Source organism: Thalassospira sp. CH_XMU1420-2, assembly GCF_037029325.1.
GTDB classification, from domain to species: Bacteria; Pseudomonadota; Alphaproteobacteria; order Rhodospirillales; family Thalassospiraceae; genus Thalassospira; species Thalassospira povalilytica.
This window is the reverse complement of record NZ_JAYMEG010000002.1, coordinates 941,365-956,119: the sequence shown is the minus strand read 5'-3', so window position 1 is coordinate 956,119 and position 14,755 is coordinate 941,365. Positions and strand designations below refer to the sequence as shown.

The following is a 14,755-nucleotide window of genomic DNA, read 5'->3' as shown; positions in this document are numbered from 1 at the left end:
ATCGGATTAAAGTTGATAACCATGTCGATGATTGACCAGCAGGTATCGCGTCGCCGTACCTTTGCCATCATTGCCCACCCGGATGCGGGTAAAACGACCCTGACCGAAAAGCTGCTTCTTTTCGGGGGTGCCATTCAGATGGCCGGTGCGGTGAAGGCAAAAAAGGAACAGCGCGGCGCACGTTCGGACTTCATGAAGATCGAACAGGACCGCGGTATTTCCGTGTCTTCGGCTGTGATGACCTTCGAGTTTGAAAAGAACATCTTCAACCTGCTTGATACGCCGGGCCACGAAGACTTTTCCGAAGATACCTATCGCGTGCTGACCGCAGTTGATTCCGCCGTCATGGTGATTGACGGGGCCAAGGGTATCGAGGCCCAGACCCGCAAACTGTTTGAGGTCTGCCGTCTGCGTGACGTGCCGATCACGACGTTTGTCAACAAGCTTGACCGTGAATCCCGCGATCCGTTCGAACTGATTGATCAGATCGAACAGGACCTGGCCCTTGATGTTTCGCCGGTAACATGGCCGATCGGGTCGGGCCGTGATTTTCATGGCTGTTACGATGTGGTCAATGATCAGCTTCTGTTCATGGAAAAAGGCGGCAATGTCGTCAAGGAAGCCATCCCGATCAAAGGCCTTGATGATCCCAAGCTTGATGAACTGATCCCGGATTATCTTCTGGAAAAGCTGCGCGAAGAAGTCGAAATGGTGCGCGAAATCTGCCCGCCATTTGATTTGCAAAGCTACCGCGAAGGGCATCTGACCCCGGTCTTCTTCGGGTCGGCAGTCAATAACTTTGGCGTGCGTGAATTGCTGCGCGGCATTGGCGATATCGCCCCGACACCGCGCCCGCAAGAAGCCGCAACCCGTCTGGTCGAAGCAGTCGAACCAAAGGTTGCAGGCTTTGTGTTCAAGGTTCAGGCAAACATTGACCCGAACCACCGCGACCGTATTGCATTCATCCGTCTGTGTTCGGGCCATTTCAAGCGCGGCATGAAGCTTAAACATGTCCGTGCGGGCAAACAGATGGCGGTGCATAACCCGATGCTGTTCTTTGCCAATGAACGTGACATTGCCGAAGAAGCATGGCCGGGCGACATTATCGGTATTCCGAACCACGGCACGCTGCGTATTGGTGATACCCTGACCGAGGGCGAAGACCTTCGCTTCCGTGGTGTTCCGGCCTTTGCCCCGGAATTGCTGCAGAAAGTCCGTCTTGATGACCCGCTTAAGGGCAAGCACCTTCAGCGTGCCCTTGAACAACTTGCCGAAGAAGGCGCATCTCAGGTGTTCAAGCCGATGATGGGGGCGGACTGGATCGTCGGTGTGGTCGGGCAGCTTCAGTTCGAAGTTCTCAAGGAACGCATCGCGGCTGAATATGGCATCAAGGTCCATTTCGAACAGACCCCGGCCTATGCGGCGCGCTGGGTCATGGGCGATGATCCGCTTGAGATCAAGAAGTTCCGCGATTCAAACCAGTCGGCACTGTTTGAAGACCATGACGACACACTGGTCTTTATCGCGCGTAACGCCTGGCACCTTGAAACCACGCAACGCGATTGGCCGAACCTCAAGTTCGAGTCCACCCGCGAACAAAATATGGTTGCTGCCTAGGCATGAACATGCCGGCACAGACACAGCAAAGCAGGATGGCGGCAATCGATGGATTGCGCGCCATCGCTGTTTTGATGGTGGTTGCATTCCATTACCTTGGCCGCTGGCCCAACGATTACACCGCGCTTTCATTCGCGCCGATGTTTGAATTTGGCTGGCTTGGTGTTGATCTTTTCTTTGTCATCAGTGGCTATTGCATTGCCATGACGGCGGAACGGACGGGATCACTTGCAACATTCTGGGGGCGGCGTTTCGGACGGATTTATCCGGCCTATGCCGCGGGCGTGGTTCTGACCTTTGCGCTGGTCAGCTATTTTGGCCTGCCGGGCAAGGAAGTGACGATTGTTCAGGCGCTGGGAAACCTTCTTTTCCTCAATGCCGCCATCATGCCACCAGTCGATGGCGTGTATTGGAGCCTGATCGTCGAGCTTAAATTCTACTTTATCTATGGCTTCCTGCTGTGCATCAGCCGCCGACCGTCGATTATTCTGGGCGGAATGGTTGGCTTGTTTGTGATCGGGCTTGGATTGCGGTTGGTCGGGATTGATCATTTCGACCGGATCATTCGACCGGAACATATCATCCTGTTCCTGATAGGCGCGGCCCTGTTCTTTGCCCATACGCAGAATTCCGGCGCGCAGCAACGTCGTTATTACCTGCTTGCCGTTCTGGCATATCTCGTAAGTTTTACGACCGGGGCCTATGACGCGGTGGTGCCCTATGCTGCTGTGACTCTTTTGGTTGGTATTGTTGTGATTGCCACGCGGCGCTTGCCGATACTGAGTACTTTTTGGCCGGTCGGCCTGATTTCTTATAGTTGGTATCTGCTGCATCAGAATATCGGCCTGGTGATCATTCGTGCCGCGACCAATGCAGGATTTGGCGATGTACTGGCCGTGGCCTGTGCTGTGGCCGGAACGCTTGCTTTGTCGGTGGGGCTGTATTTCGCCTTTGAAAATCGAACCATCCGCAAGGCGGCCAACCAGTTGTTTGAAAAGATATTCGCTATCCTCAAACTCAACCGGCTGGCCAAACAGCCTGCGTAACGGATGGGGTAGCTAGCCGAAGAAATATCGGCCAATACCCACCAGAACCATCCCCACAGCCATTGCCGCAAACAGGTTGCGCGCAAGCGCCATGGTAACGACTGTTGCTGCCGCACCGGCAATGCCGATGGCCCCGGCTGAAAACGCACTGGGCACCCAGACCGAAATCAGAACCGCACCGGGCAGACGTTCGAGCACATGCGCCCAGCGGCCATGTTGCGGCAACCGATCGGCCATCAAAAGCCCGCCCAGACGCATGCCATATGTTACAGCCGCCATGCCAAGGATGGTCAAAACGGCTTCAAGGCTGAAAGTCGTCAGATCAGGGAACTGGGTCATTTGCCGGCCTCCGGGCTGAGGGTCGCTCTGTTGCCGGTATCGCCGGTGTTGACGGTGCCTTCGGGCGCGCCATAGGCATCGCGGCCTTCCACGGCAAATTCGGCCTCAAGACTGTCATCATCCATATCCGGGCGCCATGTCAGGGCCGCGGTGACAACACCGGCCCCCGCGCCGGCCAGGATCGACCAGGTGCCGGGCAGGGTATAATGCCCGATGATCGATCCGATCGCCGCGGCCACCCATGGCAAAAGGTCAACCTTGCCCTTCCACATGCCAATGGTCAGGGCGGCAAAAACCGCGGTAAAGGCGAAATCAAGCGCATAGACTTCCGGGTCGGGAATGCCCCCGCCCAGCAGGTAACCGGCAATATTGCCCGTGGCCCAGACCACACCAAGAAAGATCCCGCCACCCAGCAGAAAGCCCGGATTGGAAAGGTTTGGCTGGGTCATCGTCACCGCCCAGTTTTCATCGGCCACCATATGCATGCCGCAAACCTTGACCCAAAGCGGACGGCCGCGAAATACCGGGCGAAGCGACGCACCAATCAGGATATAGCGCATATTGATCACCGCTGTTGCGATGATGATGGTGGCGGCCGGAATGGTTTCGCGCCACAGATCAACCGATACGAACTGGGCTGATCCGGCAAAGACCGTCAGGCTCATGAATAAAAGTTCGCCCAGCGACAAGCCGCGCTGGGACGCAAGAACGCCAAGTACCGCGCCAAAGATAATGGTGCTGGGCAAAAGTGGCAGACAGGCGATCGCGCCGCGTCTGATGGTATCAGGGTCGAAATGCCCGATTTGGGCAGGTCCGGGGCGTGACATTTCCGACATTTCCTATTGTTTTATGCGCCAGTTCATTTGGGGGCGACTGGCGGTTCCGATTTGCTGGTGGGCGAGGAGCCAAGTCTTACAGGCTCCACTATCGGGCAGATCAGACAGGACGTATTGGACGATATTGCTATTGCCCGATCAGGCGGCGATTTGAAATTCACACCCGCTTTGCGCCAAAGTCTTCGATCAGAAGGTCAAGAAACAGCTCGGCAACCGGATCAAGCTGCTTGTTGGAATCAAAGCTTGCCTGAAACATTGCCTCGACAAAGAACTGATCGGGGCGGATCGGGCGCATCCGTCCGGCATCGACGAACTGTTTGGCATAATGTTCGGGCAAATAGCCCAGAAACGCACCCGACAGAATCAGGCGTGCCTCGGCCTCCATATCCGAAACCGTGGCGTGCGGGCGGGCGATCGCAAAATCCTTAAGGTCGCGGCCAAGCCAGAATTTGCGCCCGACAATCCGGAAACGCCGGATTTCGTCAATATCGATTTCACTGTCGGGCTGATGATAAAGCGGGTGATCCACCCCGCAATAAAACCGGTGCATTTCCGGATAAAGCGAGATGTAGCTTAACCCCAGAACCGTTTTGGGAAAGGCACAGACACCGACCTGAATGGCGCCGGTCACGACTTCGCGCAGCAAATCATTGGGCGGATAGGTCACAACATTCAATGTTACATCCGGGGCCTGTTCGACAAAACGCGCGATGGTTTTTTCAATCTGGCGCGCCCCCGGATCGGTGATGGTGTTGTCGGTCAAACCGATGGTCAATGTGCCATTAAGCTTGTCGCGGAGCGACCGCATCTTGGTTTCATAATGCGATACCGATTTGAACAGGCGGTGGGCTTCTTCGAATACCACCTGACCTTCACGGGTCAGGGAAAAGCCACTGCGCCCGCGTTTGCACAGACTAAATCCAAGCCTTGTTTCAAGGGCGGTGACATAACTTGAAATGGTCGACAGCGACAGATTGAGTTCGCTTTGTGCAGCAGCAAATCCGCCGGCTTCAACGATGGTCAGAAAAATACGCAAAAGCTTGAGATCGGTTTGTTCCATCGCCATTCCGACACATCCCCCGTGACTTACTTTGAAGAATCCCAAAGTAAGTTTCAGCATTACGTGATTTTTTCGGGTCGCGCAATTTGATCTGCTAGGCAAACGACATCGCTGTTCTGGGAAAAGGCGGTGGCAAGAAACAAAAACACAGGCGGGCCAAGACCCGCCAATTATCAGAGGTGGATCACATGGACGACATGAAAAAGGGTATCAGCCGCCGTTCCGTGCTGGCAGGGATTGCTGGCGGTTCTGCGGTTGCGATGGCGGGGATCACAGGTTTTCCGGGCATTCTGAAAGCCCAGGAAAAAAGCCTCAAGATCGGCGCTTACGGCGGGTATTTCAAAGACAGCTTTGACAAGCATATCTTCCCGGAATTCACCAAGGCGACCGGCATTGCCGTCGAATCGATTGCCCAGCCGACGGGCGAAGCATGGCTGGTGCAGCTTGAACAGGCAGCGCGCGCCGGTCAGGCACCTGCCGACGTATCGATGATTTCACAGGTCAGCATGCTGCGCGGTTCGGCGGCTGGCATCTGGGCGAAACTTGATCCGGCCAAAATGCCCAATGTTGCAAATGTCATCCCGGCCTTTATCAACAAATATGATGATGGCAGTGTTTGCGGGGTTGGTGCGGTTACCTGGTACATCACCCTTGTTTCCAACTCTGACGTGATTGGCGAAGCACCGACCAGCTGGGCCGAACTTTGGAAACCCGAACGTGAAGGTCAGCTTGGTCTTCTTGCGCTTGTCACCAACTCCTTCCTGCTGGATGTCACGGCCAAAACCTATTTCGGTGGTCAGGAAATCCTTGATACCGAAGAAGGCATTCTCAAGGTCATGGACAAGCTGGCCGAACTCAAAGACAACGTGCAGCTTTGGTATCGTGACGAGGCCCAGTTCGAACAGGCACTCAAATCGGGTGAAATCCCGATGGGGCAGTATTACCACGATGTTGCCGGTCTTGCGGCGGCCGATGGTTATCCGGTGCGTTCGACCTTCCCCAAAGAAGGCGGCATTAACGATTCCGGCAGCTGGGCGGTTTCCAAGGCTTCTGAAAAGCTCGATCTGGCCCATGTCTTTATCGATTTCATGAGCCAGCCGGAAATCCAGGCATTGCTGTCGCGCAAGGTCGGCACATCCCCGACCATTCCGCGGGCCAAAACCGGCCTGACCGATGCCGAATTCGCATCGGTTTCCTCGGAAATCGAACCGATCATTCCGCGTTATGACATGTATCAGCAGCGCGCCGACTGGCTGTCGCAGAAATGGACCGAACTGATTGTTGGCTAATCGCCAATCAGGGTCCGGCTTTTAACAGCTGATCTTGCAGACAGGCAGCATGCCCGGGGTGCAAATCACCCTGCCGGTCATCGATCATGGCCACGGCATGCTGCCTGGTTGCCTTACCCAATGTCATAAACAGGATGCCCAATGTCTGGTCTGGTCTTTGATTCCATCGAAAAGAAGTTCGGTGACTTTACCGCCGTTCATGAAACCAGCCTTACGATCCCCAACGGGAAATTTGTGTGTCTTCTGGGGCCGTCGGGCTGTGGAAAGACGACCTTGCTGCGGATGATTGCCGGGCTCGAAGATCCGACCCATGGCCGTATCTTGCTTGAAGGAAACGACGTCACGCGCATTCCCACCCATCAGCGTGACTTCGGCATGGTGTTTCAGAACCTGGCGCTTTTCCCGCATCTGACGGTGGGCGAAAATATCGCCTATCCGCTGCGTATTCGCGGCGGATCAAAGGCCGATTGTTTCAAGGCGGTCAAACGTCTTCTCGAACTGGTGCAATTGCCAGATATGGCTGACCGTCCGGTCGCCAAACTGTCCGGCGGACAGCGCCAGCGCGTGGCGATTGCCCGTGCGCTTGCACTTGAACCCAAACTTTTCCTGCTTGATGAACCGCTTTCGGCACTGGATGCCAAATTGCGCGAAAGTATGCAGATCGAACTCAAACAGCTTCAGCAAAAGCTGGGTATTACCACGATTGTCGTGACCCATGACCAGCGCGAAGCCATGACCATGGCCGATCTGGTGGTGGTGATGTCCCAGGGCAAGGTTCATCAGGTTGCCCCGCCGGTCGAAATTTATCGCAAACCCAAGGATGCCTTTGTTGCCGACTTTATCGGCATGACCAACCTGATTACCGGGCGGGTCAACGGGGCGGACCAGATCGCCGTTTCCGGTGGTGTGTTGCTGGCCGATGATGTCCCGGCATCGGGGGATGTGACCATTTCAGTCAGGCCGGAAAATATCCGCCTTGCAAAAGATGACGGGGCAAATGCCCCGGGCATTTTGACAGGAACGGTGTCCTATATCCGTGATCTTGGTGCCAGTATCGAATTCTATCTTGATGTGTCCGGTCAGCAGATTACCGCGATAACCACCCCGTCAGACCGCCCCGACGTTACGGCAGGTGACCGGGTTTCTGTGTCCTTCCCGCGGGAAGCCTGTGTGGTGTTGGGGGACGCATGAAGCTTAAACCGCAAAAATATGCCGATTACGCCACCATCGCATTCCCGGCCGGAATGCTGACGGTTTTCTTTGTGATCCCGTTCGGGATCATGATTGCCGTTTCATTCTTTCAGCGCGTGCAGGGGGCGTTTTACGAACCGGCCTTTGTTTTTGAAAACTATGCACGCTTTCTGACCGGGTTCTTTGGTGGAATTCTGGGCTTTTCGATTGGTTTGGCGGCACTGGTGGCGGTGGTTTCGGTCGTTCTTGCCTTCCCGTTTACCTATATCCTGACCCGCATGAGCCGCCAGGCACAGGTTGTCTGGCTGGTGTTTCTTCTCTCGGTGTTGTCGTTGTCAGAAGTCCTGATCGGCTTTGGCTGGTCGACCTTGCTGTCACGTACGGCCGGGATCACCAATCTTCTGGTGTCGCTGGGGATCATGGACAAACCGATGTCCTTGTCGCCCAGCTTTGGCGCGGTCATGACCGGTATGGTCTATCAGACATTCCCTTATACCGTGCTGGTGCTGTATCCCGCCCTGTCGCGTCTTGACCCGTCCCTGGTCGAAGCCGCCCGGACTCTGGGATCCGGTCCGGTTCGCAGCTTTGCCAATGTTGTGGTGCCAGCCCTTCGCAACAGCATCGTTTCCACCCTGATCATGGTGTTTGTCTTTGCGCTGGGCTGTTATCTGTTGCCGCAATTGCTGGGCAAACCGTCCCACTGGACATTGTCGGTTCTGATCACGGATCAGGCGATCTATCAGTCCAACATGCCCTTTGCAGCGGCAATGGCGGTATTTCTGGTACTGGTCAGTTTGTCGCTTGTCACGATTTCGTTGCTCTATGGCAAAAAGGAGCACGCGGCATGATCAACAAATTTGTCCTGCGTCTGTTTCTTGGATCGCTTGTGCTGTTTCTGTCGGCGCCGCTTGTCGTGGTTGCCGGGGTGTCATTCAACGAAAAGAAATCGCTGTCATTCCCGCCACAGGGTTTCTCGCTGGACTGGTATGCCCAGATTTTCACCGATGACGGGTGGCGTCAGGCCCTGTTTAACAGTGTCGGTGTGGCGATCGGGGCATCCTGTCTTTCGGTGATTGTCGCTTTTCCGCTGGCATGGTTCCTGTGGCGGTTTCATGCGCCCTGGGCGCGGATTGTCCAGGTGCTCGGACTGGCACCGTTTATTTTGCCCCCGGTCATAACCGCGCTTGGATTCCTGAGTTTCTGGACCACGGCCGGGGCCTATGGGCAGCCATGGACGGTGGTGATCAGTCACGGCATTTTCTTTGTCACCTTGCCGTTGGTCACGCTCACACTCGGGTTTGATGCGGTTGATGACAGTCTGGTCGAAGCAGCCGCCACCATGGGCGCAGATGACAAGACCATTCTGCGCACCGTGATCCTGCCTTTGATCCTGCCCTATATCATTTCGGGCATGGCCTTTGCGTTCGTGCTGTCGCTCAATGAATATATCGTTGCCTATATGGCGGTCGGCTTCACGGTCGAGACCCTGCCGATCAAGATCTTCAACTCCCTGCGATATGGCTATACGCCGACCATGGCGTCCGTGACGGTCCTGTTTGTGGCTGTGGCGGTGATTGTGTTCGGCCTGATTGCACGGTTTGGCGATTTGCCACGATTGCTTGGCGCCTGGCGCCATGACGAGGATGGCTGATGCAATTTTTGATCTGCCATATCCCCAACAATAAACGTCCCACCCGACCCTAGGAGGCCACCATCATGAACAGTGAAAAACTCGCAAAACTGCGCGAGAAATATGGCAACGCCAAAGGCGGAGACATGTTCGATCCGCACTTCAAGGAAGTGGCCGAAACCCAGTTTTCCGCAAGCGGCGAACGCAAATGGCCGTTTGCCGGGGTGCCGACTTTCCTTGATGCGCCTTTTGCTCCCGATGCGGCAAAAAACAACTTTGATGGTCTGGATGTTGCCCTTGTCGGGGTGCCGATGGATTTGGGCGTGACGAACCGGGCCGGCGCACGTCTTGGTCCGCGTGCAGTGCGCAACATCGAACGCATTGGCCCGTATGAACATGTGTTGCGCATGGTGCCCGGTGCCCATTGCAATGTTGCCGATATCGGCGATGTGCCGTTCCGCAGCCGCTTCTCGCTTGAAAGCTGTCACGAAGACATCGTCGATTACTTCACCAAAATCGTTGATGCCGGGGTAATCCCGATTGCCATTGGCGGTGATCATTCGATCAGCTATTCGATCCAGCGCGCTGTTGGCAAGGACCGCCCGGTCGGCATGATCCATCTTGATGCCCATTGCGATACCAGCGGCGAATATGAAGGTGCCAAGTTCCATCATGGCGGCCCGTTCCGCCAGTCGGTGATGGATGGGGTTCTTGATCCGGAACGCACCATCCAGATCGGCATTCGCGGCGGGGCGGAATATCTTTGGGAATTTTCCTATGACAGCGGCATGACCGTCATCCATGCCGAAGAAGTCCCGAACATGGGTGTCGATGCGGTGATTGCCAAGGCACGCGAAGTGATTGGCGATGGCCCGGTCTATCTGTCCTTTGATGTTGATTGTCTTGATCCGTCCTTTGCGCCGGGGACAGGAACGCCTGAAATTGGTGGTCTGACCTCGCGCGAGGCACTGGCGATTTTGCGCGGGCTCAAGGGGCTTGATTTTGTTGGTGCCGATATTGTCGAGGTCGCCCCGCAATATGATGCCACCACCAATACCGCCCATGTCGGTGCCCAGGTACTGTTTGAAGAACTGTGTCTGGTGACCGATGCAATCAAACGCCGCAAGGGTGAGGGATAAGTCATGAAAATCGCGGTTTATCAGTCCGGCCAGGACGCAGTCATTGATAAACCGACCCGGATCGCGAGCCTTGCGCGTCGCGCGCGTGAGGCCCGCGATGCCGGTGCTGATCTGATCATCGCCCCCGAGATGTATCTGACCGGCTATAATATCGGGCGCGCCGCCATTCTTGCGGAATCTGAAAAACTGTCGGGTGACAGCCTTACCGCGGTAAGCCGGATGGCACGCGAAACCGGGATTGCCATTGTTGTCGGCTTTGGCGAACTGGGTGATGACGGGCGCAATTACAATGCCTGTGCGCTGTTTGACAAGACCGGCAAACGCCGGTTGCTGCATCGGAAAATCCAGCTGTTTGGCGATCTTGATCGCAGTTGCTTTGCACCGGGTAACAACCTGCCGCTGGTGGTGGACTGGAACGGCATCAAGGTATCGATGCTGATTTGCTATGACGTCGAATTTCCCGAACTGGTGCGCAGCATCGCGCTTAAGGGATGTGATCTTTTGCTGGTGCCAACCGCCCAGATGGCACCCTTTGACCGGGTCGCCGAAATGATGGTGCCGATCCGTGCGATGGAAAGTCAGATGTTTCTGGCCTATGCCAATCGCTGTGATCAGGAAGGCGATCTTGATTATGTCGGCAAAAGCGTTATTTGCAGCCCCTGGTCCGACCTTGCGCGCGCCGGTGGGGAAGATTGCCTGGTCCTTGCCGGTCTTGATTTTGACGCCTTGAAAAAATCGCGCACGGAATTCCCCTATCTCGCCGATCGTCGCCCGGAAAGCTATGCGGGATTGCTCGACGAAAACTGATCGGGGCAGGGATCGCGATCAACCGCGATGGGTGATCATGGCATCTTGAAATGATCTGTAATCAGGCTTGATGATCATGCCTTGCGGTCAAGGCTTGCGATAAAGGCACCCGGACTGACGCCCCACATGGTTTTGAAATGCCGGTTCAGGTGACTTTGATCGGCAAAGCCGGTGGCCGCGGCCGCATCGGCGATTGTGGCGCCGTCAAACAGCATGCGTTTGGCCCGGCGCAGGCGCATGTGATTGAAATAGGCATGGGGCGGAAGTCCGGTTGCCTCGCGAAATATCCGCAACAGATGAAACCGGCTCAGCCCGGTGATGGTTGCCAGATCTTCAAGCGCGATATTTTCATCAAGATGGGCCGCCATATAGTCGATCACGGTCTGCACGCGCTTGTCTTCCGATCCCGGACGATAGACAAAGGGCGGCGCATCCGCATGGCGCAGGGCCAGACGTGCCGCACTGTAAAGAAGCTGGCTGTCGCGTTCGAGCAAGCTTGTCGTGGCCGACAAATCCGGGCGGAACATGCGATGAAGCTGCTGCAATTGCAGATGCAGTTCCCGATCATCGACCACACAATTTCCAAAAAACGGAAGCCCGGTATTGGTCGGGGACAGTTCACGCACCAGATCGCCGAAAATCTCGGGCGCAATGAACATGATCTGATACTGATACCCGTCATCGGATGCCGGGCCGCCATCATGGACCTGCATCGGGTTCATCATCAGAAGTTGTCCGCGCGATGCGACATAATTGGTCCCGCGCGTCATGAACTGTTCCGCCCCGTTCAGGATGGTGCCGAACGCGTAATAGTCATGGCTGTGCTTGGGAAAGGTGAAATTCTTGTAATCGGCTTCGAACAAATCAATGCCGTCAGCTGCCCGCCAGTGACGGGCAATCTCGCGGGGGCGCCGGGCCGCAGTCGGATGCGGTCGCGCGGCATCATTATGCGGCAAACCTGTTCCCATGCGCCAAGTATAGCGCCAAAAAATCCCCCGGCTTGAACAATATTGTCACCGTGACATTTTCGGCCTGGGCCCGTTCTTGCCCTGTCCGGGCTGTCTCGCTGCTGGCTATCGGCTGCTTTTGCCAATCCGCCATCATGTGTCCGGCGATGGCCGGGTAAGGGTTTCACCCATGTTCGCCGCCCCGAATAGCTGCGAGTCGCCGCCGATCCTTGAAAAGTTCCAGAAACAGCGCCTTTGACAAGGTATCGGTCGCCCTCAACAGATGTATAGGGCGATGTTCATATGAACATTTTGATGCGCGATTCGTGTTGTTTTGCACCTGCGAAGTGATCGGAACGGTCAGGAATGGCGCGACAAATGCGGATTTCATCTAAGTGTTACAAAACGAAGCGATGCGCCGTTGTAAGGATCGCGCCAAACGTCCCATTTTCTGTTTGGATCTTACATGTTTCTTGATCGAATTCGCATTGGATCACGCATCTTTGCAGGCTTCTTTGTTCTGGTTGTCCTGCTTGTCGGCCTCAGTGCACTGTCTTCGACATATCTGCTTGGCTTCGGGGCCCATGCCGACCGCATCGCCAAAAGCACAAGCCTTGTTGGTCTTGCCAACGACTACGCCCTGAAACTTGAACGCCTGTCAAACCAGGTTCTTCTGTTTGCCCAAACCGTCGATCCGCTTGATCGCGAAGGCATTGCAACCATCCGCCAGAATGCCGAACAAAGCGGCGCGACCCTGGTCGAAGCCCTGCGGGCATCGGGTGATGTTGCCCGTGCCGACACACTCGAAAGTTTGAGTGCCGATTACATCGCGACCCTTGAACCATTGGTGCTGCGGGCCGAAAATCTGACCGCCGCATCCGACACCATGTTGCTTGGCGCCAATCAGCTGGGCAAATCGGCCGCCAAACTTGAAGAATTCATCGCCAAGCGCGATCCCGAAATCGCCGACAAGTTCGGTGACAAGCTGGGCGAGGCCAATCTGGCCGCCATCGTCAACAGCCTGCAATATTCCATCCTGCGCACGCCGGAATCCCTTGATCAGGCGCGCGCGAACACATCGGCACTGACCGATCTTCAGGATGAAATCAAAAACGCGGTTGGCAAATTGTCCCGCAATGACAAAAAGCTTTTCTCCTATGCCGTGCGTGACAATGACCTTCTCAAACAGGGTGCAAACCAGCTTGAAGGCTCAATCGGCGGGTTCCGCCAGTCGATGGATGATTTTAAATCCGCCGTCCGCGAAGTTCAGACCATCACCCAGAATATCCGTGCCGAAGCCATGGAACATCAGACCATTCTGGTTGATGCGGCCCACGCGCAATCGGAAAAATCCGCACTGACCAACATCATCGTTGCGGCAATCGGTGTTGCGCTGGCCCTGGCGTTGGCGCTTGGCATCGCCATGAGCATCCTGCGCCCGCTCAAACGTGTGAATGGCGACATGACACGCCTGAGCGAAAATGACACCGACATTGATCTGGTCGATATCGACCGTCGTGACGAATTCGGTGCCATGTCGCGTACCGTTGCGATCTTCCGCGAAAATGCGCTCAAGATCGAACAGATGGCCGAAGAACGCATTACCCTGCAACGGATCGAGGAAGAAAAACGTCGCGCATCCCTTGGTGCCATGGCCGAAACCATCGAAGGCGAAACCACCGGTCTGGTCAAATCGGTCAACCATCAGGTCACCCGCATGCGCGAAGCCGTGACCGAAGTTGCCGCGGCCGCCGAACGTGTCACCACCCAGACCCAGAATGCCACCGATGCCGCACAGGACAGCCAGTCGCATTCCAACGCAATTGGCGATGCGGCCATTCGCCTGACCGAAGCCATCGGGTCCATTGCAAACCGCGTCGAACGTCAGCGCGAAATTGCCCAGAATGCGGTTGGCTCCACCGAACAATCGGCCAAGGCGGTCGATGACCTGCGCGAAGTCGCACTCAGCATCGAACAGATTGTCGATCTGATCCGCGGCATTGCTGGTCAAACCAACCTTCTGGCCCTGAACGCCACGATCGAGGCCGCGCGTGCCGGCGAAGCAGGCAAAGGCTTTGCCGTTGTCGCGGCCGAGGTCAAAAACCTTGCCGGTCAGACCGAACGAGCCACCGAACAGATCACCGAACATGTCAACGCCATGGGGGCTGTGACCGACCGGTGTGTTGCATCGATGGAAGATGTCGGCGTGACCGTGCGCTCGATGATGTCGATTTCCGATGAAGTCGCCGGCGACGTCGAACATCAGCGCCGCGAGACCGAGGAAATTACCGGCGCCATCGCACTGGCCGGGGATGCGGTGCGCAATGTCGGTGCTGCCATTGTCGAAGTCTCCAACGACATCGAAGTCACCCGCAAGCTCAGCCTTGATCTTAACCGTCGGGCGGACGAGGTCGAACGCAATGTGACCGAACTGACCGCATCGCTTGATCGTGCTGTGGCCTCGGCCGCAAGCGACGATGATGCATCGGGCAACGATGATCCGGCCCTTGATGACGGTTCTGACATCTGGCAACAGGACAATCTGGTGGCATTTCCGAAATCGGGGATGCTGGGCGCTGCCTGATCACGCCTTTGTTTTCAAACAATTGGCCCGCACGTCACTTTGACTGTGCGGGCCAATTGTATTTTGATGTCACCATGGATCAAAACAGCGACCAAATCGTGCAGAAAGATACAAACTGCGACGTTTCTGATACACTTTTTCTGTGGTTCTGCCCAACCGGTTGCAATATCTTTCCCGGTACAAGTGTTTCATAAAAAGAACAAGCACCCGTCACGGGTAATGAATTGAAATACGGAAACTTTCCCGGACGGGAACAGGGCTCTCTTGGGG

At 55.8% G+C, this 14,755-nt stretch carries 13 protein-coding genes; 9 read left to right on the top strand and 4 right to left on the bottom strand.

From position 1 onward, the window contains the following. Positions 1–21: 21 nt before the first annotated feature. Both WA429_RS09075 and WA429_RS09070 read left to right on the top strand, forming a co-directional pair. Complete coding sequence (locus WA429_RS09075; protein ID WP_068519888.1) at positions 22–1,617, top strand: peptide chain release factor 3; 1,596 nt, start codon at positions 22–24, stop codon at positions 1,615–1,617. A 35-nt stretch (positions 1,618–1,652) separates the two neighbouring features. Then, the gene (locus WA429_RS09070) at positions 1,653–2,663 is read left to right on the top strand and encodes an acyltransferase family protein (RefSeq protein WP_181848937.1); all 1,011 of its coding nucleotides are present in this window, start codon (positions 1,653–1,655) and stop codon (positions 2,661–2,663) included. A gap of 12 nt (positions 2,664–2,675) precedes the next feature. Here WA429_RS09070 and WA429_RS09065 read toward each other — a convergent pair whose 3' ends face one another. The 3 genes from WA429_RS09065 to WA429_RS09055 form a co-directional block, all read right to left on the bottom strand. Continuing rightward, the gene (locus tag WA429_RS09065; protein WP_114113187.1) at positions 2,676–3,002 is read right to left on the bottom strand and encodes an AzlD family protein; all 327 of its coding nucleotides are present in this window, start codon (positions 3,000–3,002) and stop codon (positions 2,676–2,678) included. Further along, on the bottom strand, positions 2,999–3,829 hold the full coding sequence (locus WA429_RS09060; RefSeq protein WP_114113213.1) for an AzlC family ABC transporter permease: 831 nt from the start codon (positions 3,827–3,829) through the stop codon (positions 2,999–3,001). The genes WA429_RS09065 and WA429_RS09060 overlap by 4 nt, the downstream gene beginning before the upstream one ends. A 166-nt stretch (positions 3,830–3,995) precedes the next feature. Beyond that, on the bottom strand, positions 3,996–4,904 hold the full coding sequence (locus WA429_RS09055; protein ID WP_114113186.1) for a LysR family transcriptional regulator: 909 nt from the start codon (positions 4,902–4,904) through the stop codon (positions 3,996–3,998). Between the two features lie 182 nt (positions 4,905–5,086). On the opposite strand from WA429_RS09055, the gene WA429_RS09050 reads away from it, so the two are divergent. The 6 genes from WA429_RS09050 to WA429_RS09025 all read left to right on the top strand — a co-directional run bounded on the left by WA429_RS09050 (position 5,087) and on the right by WA429_RS09025 (position 10,954). After that, positions 5,087–6,187, top strand: a complete 1,101-nt coding sequence (locus tag WA429_RS09050) for an ABC transporter substrate-binding protein (RefSeq protein ID WP_101247269.1) — start codon at positions 5,087–5,089, stop codon at positions 6,185–6,187. Between the two features lie 141 nt (positions 6,188–6,328). Then, on the top strand, positions 6,329–7,378 hold the full coding sequence (locus tag WA429_RS09045) for an ABC transporter ATP-binding protein (protein ID WP_114113185.1): 1,050 nt from the start codon (positions 6,329–6,331) through the stop codon (positions 7,376–7,378). Next, positions 7,375–8,226 (top strand): ABC transporter permease, encoded by an 852-nt coding sequence (locus WA429_RS09040; protein ID WP_287465291.1) that lies wholly within the window; start codon positions 7,375–7,377, stop codon positions 8,224–8,226. The genes WA429_RS09045 and WA429_RS09040 overlap by 4 nt, the downstream gene beginning before the upstream one ends. Then, complete coding sequence (locus WA429_RS09035; RefSeq protein WP_068519881.1) at positions 8,223–9,029, top strand: ABC transporter permease; 807 nt, start codon at positions 8,223–8,225, stop codon at positions 9,027–9,029. Before WA429_RS09040 ends, WA429_RS09035 begins: the two co-directional genes overlap by 4 nt. Positions 9,030–9,094: 65 nt before the next feature. Further along, positions 9,095–10,147 (top strand): agmatinase, encoded by a 1,053-nt coding sequence (speB, locus tag WA429_RS09030; RefSeq protein WP_287465293.1) that lies wholly within the window; start codon positions 9,095–9,097, stop codon positions 10,145–10,147. A 3-nt stretch (positions 10,148–10,150) separates the two neighbouring features. Then, positions 10,151–10,954 (top strand): carbon-nitrogen hydrolase family protein, encoded by an 804-nt coding sequence (locus WA429_RS09025; RefSeq protein WP_287465295.1) that lies wholly within the window; start codon positions 10,151–10,153, stop codon positions 10,952–10,954. A 74-nt stretch (positions 10,955–11,028) separates the two neighbouring features. On the opposite strand, the gene WA429_RS09020 is transcribed toward WA429_RS09025, so the two are convergent. Further along, positions 11,029–11,910 carry an AraC family transcriptional regulator gene (locus WA429_RS09020; RefSeq protein WP_287465296.1) on the bottom strand — a complete coding sequence of 294 codons (882 nt, stop codon included), beginning with the start codon at positions 11,908–11,910 and terminating at the stop codon, positions 11,029–11,031. A 457-nt stretch (positions 11,911–12,367) separates the two neighbouring features. Here WA429_RS09020 and WA429_RS09015 point away from each other — a divergent pair, with 457 nt between their 5' ends. After that, on the top strand, positions 12,368–14,485 hold the full coding sequence (locus WA429_RS09015; protein ID WP_287465298.1) for a methyl-accepting chemotaxis protein: 2,118 nt from the start codon (positions 12,368–12,370) through the stop codon (positions 14,483–14,485). Positions 14,486–14,755: the final 270 nt, after the last annotated feature.

Excerpts from the sequence above, each read along its gene's own strand:
- WA429_RS09025 (WP_287465295.1), top strand. The coding sequence starts at position 10,151 with ATGAAAATCGCGGTTTATCAGTCCGGCCAGGACGCAGTCATTGATAAA.
- WA429_RS09035 (WP_068519881.1), top strand. The coding sequence starts at position 8,223 with ATGATCAACAAATTTGTCCTGCGTCTGTTTCTTGGATCGCTTGTGCTG.
- WA429_RS09075 (WP_068519888.1), top strand. The coding sequence starts at position 22 with ATGTCGATGATTGACCAGCAGGTATCGCGTCGCCGTACCTTTGCCATC.
- WA429_RS09060 (WP_114113213.1), bottom strand. The coding sequence starts at position 3,829 with ATGTCACGCCCCGGACCTGCCCAAATCGGGCATTTCGACCCTGATACC.
- WA429_RS09055 (WP_114113186.1), bottom strand. The coding sequence starts at position 4,904 with ATGGCGATGGAACAAACCGATCTCAAGCTTTTGCGTATTTTTCTGACC.
- WA429_RS09065 (WP_114113187.1), bottom strand. The coding sequence starts at position 3,002 with ATGACCCAGTTCCCTGATCTGACGACTTTCAGCCTTGAAGCCGTTTTG.
- WA429_RS09045 (WP_114113185.1), top strand. The coding sequence starts at position 6,329 with ATGTCTGGTCTGGTCTTTGATTCCATCGAAAAGAAGTTCGGTGACTTT.
- WA429_RS09015 (WP_287465298.1), top strand. The coding sequence starts at position 12,368 with ATGTTTCTTGATCGAATTCGCATTGGATCACGCATCTTTGCAGGCTTC.
- WA429_RS09040 (WP_287465291.1), top strand. The coding sequence starts at position 7,375 with ATGAAGCTTAAACCGCAAAAATATGCCGATTACGCCACCATCGCATTC.
- WA429_RS09050 (WP_101247269.1), top strand. The coding sequence starts at position 5,087 with ATGGACGACATGAAAAAGGGTATCAGCCGCCGTTCCGTGCTGGCAGGG.
- speB (WP_287465293.1), top strand. The coding sequence starts at position 9,095 with ATGAACAGTGAAAAACTCGCAAAACTGCGCGAGAAATATGGCAACGCC.
- WA429_RS09070 (WP_181848937.1), top strand. The coding sequence starts at position 1,653 with ATGGCGGCAATCGATGGATTGCGCGCCATCGCTGTTTTGATGGTGGTT.